The 2,320-nt window shown below is 62.2% G+C and carries 2 protein-coding genes and 1 pseudogene; all 3 read left to right on the top strand.

Features of this window, described 5'->3' with window-relative positions:
* Nucleotides 1-146, top strand: a pseudogene (locus EN750_RS30120) (ribose ABC transporter permease); the annotation flags it as partial.
* Between the two features lie 76 nt (nucleotides 147-222).
* Nucleotides 223-1,161: an ABC transporter substrate-binding protein gene (locus tag EN750_RS30115; protein WP_127329989.1), complete on the top strand. Its 939-nt coding sequence runs from the start codon at nucleotides 223-225 to the stop codon at nucleotides 1,159-1,161.
* A 98-nt stretch (nucleotides 1,162-1,259) separates the two neighbouring features.
* The gene (locus tag EN750_RS30110) at nucleotides 1,260-2,153 is read left to right on the top strand and encodes a sugar phosphate isomerase/epimerase (RefSeq protein ID WP_127398912.1); all 894 of its coding nucleotides are present in this window, start codon (nucleotides 1,260-1,262) and stop codon (nucleotides 2,151-2,153) included.
* Nucleotides 2,154-2,320: the final 167 nt, after the last annotated feature.

Below are 2,320 nucleotides of genomic sequence, written 5' to 3'. Positions count from 1 at the left end.
TCGGCGGCCTGATCATCGCGGTGCTCTCCAATGGGCTCATCTTGGCCGGTGTCTCCGACATCTGGCAGTACATCATCAAGGGATTGGTCATCATCGTGGCGGTCGCCCTCGACCGCTACAGGCTCCAGGCAGGAGCAAGAACGTGATTGACCTTAGTCGCCGGCGTCAACGACCGGTTTGTGTAACGCACCGTGAGAGGCGCGGGGCAATCGGAGGAAAGCAATGAAGACCATCGCCAAACTGCTCTGCGGCGTCGCACTCGCGTCGCTCGCCATCGCGCCTGCTACGGCCAAGGACCTCAATAAGGTCGGTATCTCGGTCGGCCTGCTCGGCAATCCCTTCTTCGTCGCCACCATCAAGGGCATCGAGGACGCGGCCAAGAAGATCAACCCGAAGGTCGAGGTGACCTCGGTGTCGGCCGACTATGACCTCAACAAGCAGGTCTCGCAGGTCGATTCGTTCATCGCCGCCGGCGTCGACGTTATCATGCTCAATGCCGTCGACGCCAAGGCGATCGCGCCGGCGGTGAAGAAGGCACAGGCTGCGGGTATCGTCGTTGCCGCCTTCGACGTTTCGGCGCCGGGCGCCGACGTCACCGTGATGACCAACAACGTCAAGGCCGGCGAAGAGGCCTGCCAGTACCTGGTCGACCACACCGGCGGCAAGGGAGACTACGTCATCCTCAACGGACCGGCATCGTCCTCGATCCTGGAGCGGGTGAAGGGCTGCAAGAACGTGCTGGCGCAGCATCCCGACATCAAGATCCTCTCCGACGACCAGAATGCCGAAGGCTCGCGCGACGGCGGCCTGAAGGTGTTCCAGTCGCTGCTCACCCGCTTCGACAAGATCGATGCGGTGTTTGCCATCAATGACCCGACGGCGATCGGCGCCCAGCTTGCGGCCAAGCAGCTCAACCGTTCGGAATTCATCTTCACCGCCGTCGACGGCGCGCCCGATATCGAGAAGGAGCTCTCCTCCGGCACCTCGATGATCAAGGCTTCGGCCTCGCAGGATCCTTACGTGATGGCCGGCCAGTCACTGACGATGGCGGCCGAACTGCTGGCCGGCAAGAAGCCGGCGGAGCCGACCGTGCTGCTCGACCCGAAGCTGATCACGGCCGAGAACCTGAAGGACTACAAGGGCTGGACCGCGGCCCGCTAAACGTCCCTCAGCAGCGTGCGGCCGGGATCACCCGGCCGCACGTCTTGTCCAGGCATCGGTTCCCCAATGGGGCCGATGCGCAGAAGCCGGAGACGATGATGTCGCGTATTGGAATCCATTCTTTCGTCTGGTCGGCGGGCTCGGCCAAGGCCGATCTCGAGCGCACGCTGGCCAACACCAGGGAGGCCGGCTTCGACCTCATCGAATTCTCCTATCTCGATCCCGCCAATGTCGACATCGGCGGGCTTGCCAGGCGCATTGCCGATCTTGGCCTCGGCGTGGCGATCAGCATCGGATTGCCTGCTGATGGCGACATTTCGAGCGCCGACAAGGCGATTGCCGCGCGCGGCGTCGAAATCCTCAACGACACCATCGCGCTGACGCGCGATCTCGGCGGCCGGAAGGTCGCCGGCATTCTCTCGACCAGCCACGGATTGCAGGTCGAGGCGCCGACGCGCGATCAATGGCAGCGCAGTGCCGGCACGCTGGCCAAGGTTGCCGAAACAGCCAAGACGGCCGGCGTCACGCTCAACCTCGAGATCGTCAATCGCTTCGAAAGCAATCTGCTCAACACCGCCGCGCAAGGGCTGGCCTTCATCGAGGACACAGGCTCGGACAACATCTTCCTGCATCTCGACACCTTCCACATGAACATCGAGGAGGCCGATGTCGGCCTGGCCATCCGTCATGCCGCCGATAAGATCGGCTATGTCCATATCGGCGAAAGCCATCGCGGCTTCCTCGGCACCGGCAATATCGATTTCGCCGCAATCTTCGATGCGCTGACCGCGATCGGCTACAGCGACGACCTCAGCTTCGAATCCTTCTCGTCGGAAATCGTCGATGAGAACCTGTCGAAGAAGACCGCGATCTGGCGCAATCTGTGGACGGACAACATGGCGCTGGCCAAGCACGCGCGTGCTTTCATCGGTCTGGGAATGGAGACGGCAAGGCGCAAGGCGGAACTCGTCTCGGCGCGGCACAAACCCTGACCCGCCCGTCGAGAGCCGAAGGACGCGGCGTGCGCCGCAGGGCAGGGCTCCGAACTCAGATTAACAAAAAGCCTCGTGGTAGCCGGTGTTGGTAGCTTTTGTGCCGCCAGTTTTTTCCGAGATAGGAATTTTTTCTTGACTCGGTGACCTCAGCTATGGTACATATT

Origin of the sequence: Mesorhizobium sp. M7A.F.Ca.ET.027.03.2.1, assembly GCF_003999175.1 — a bacterium.
In the GTDB taxonomy this organism is placed as follows: Bacteria; Pseudomonadota; Alphaproteobacteria; order Rhizobiales; family Rhizobiaceae; genus Mesorhizobium.
The sequence above is the reverse complement of the archived record's forward strand: the minus strand, read 5'-3'. Positions and strand labels throughout refer to the sequence as shown.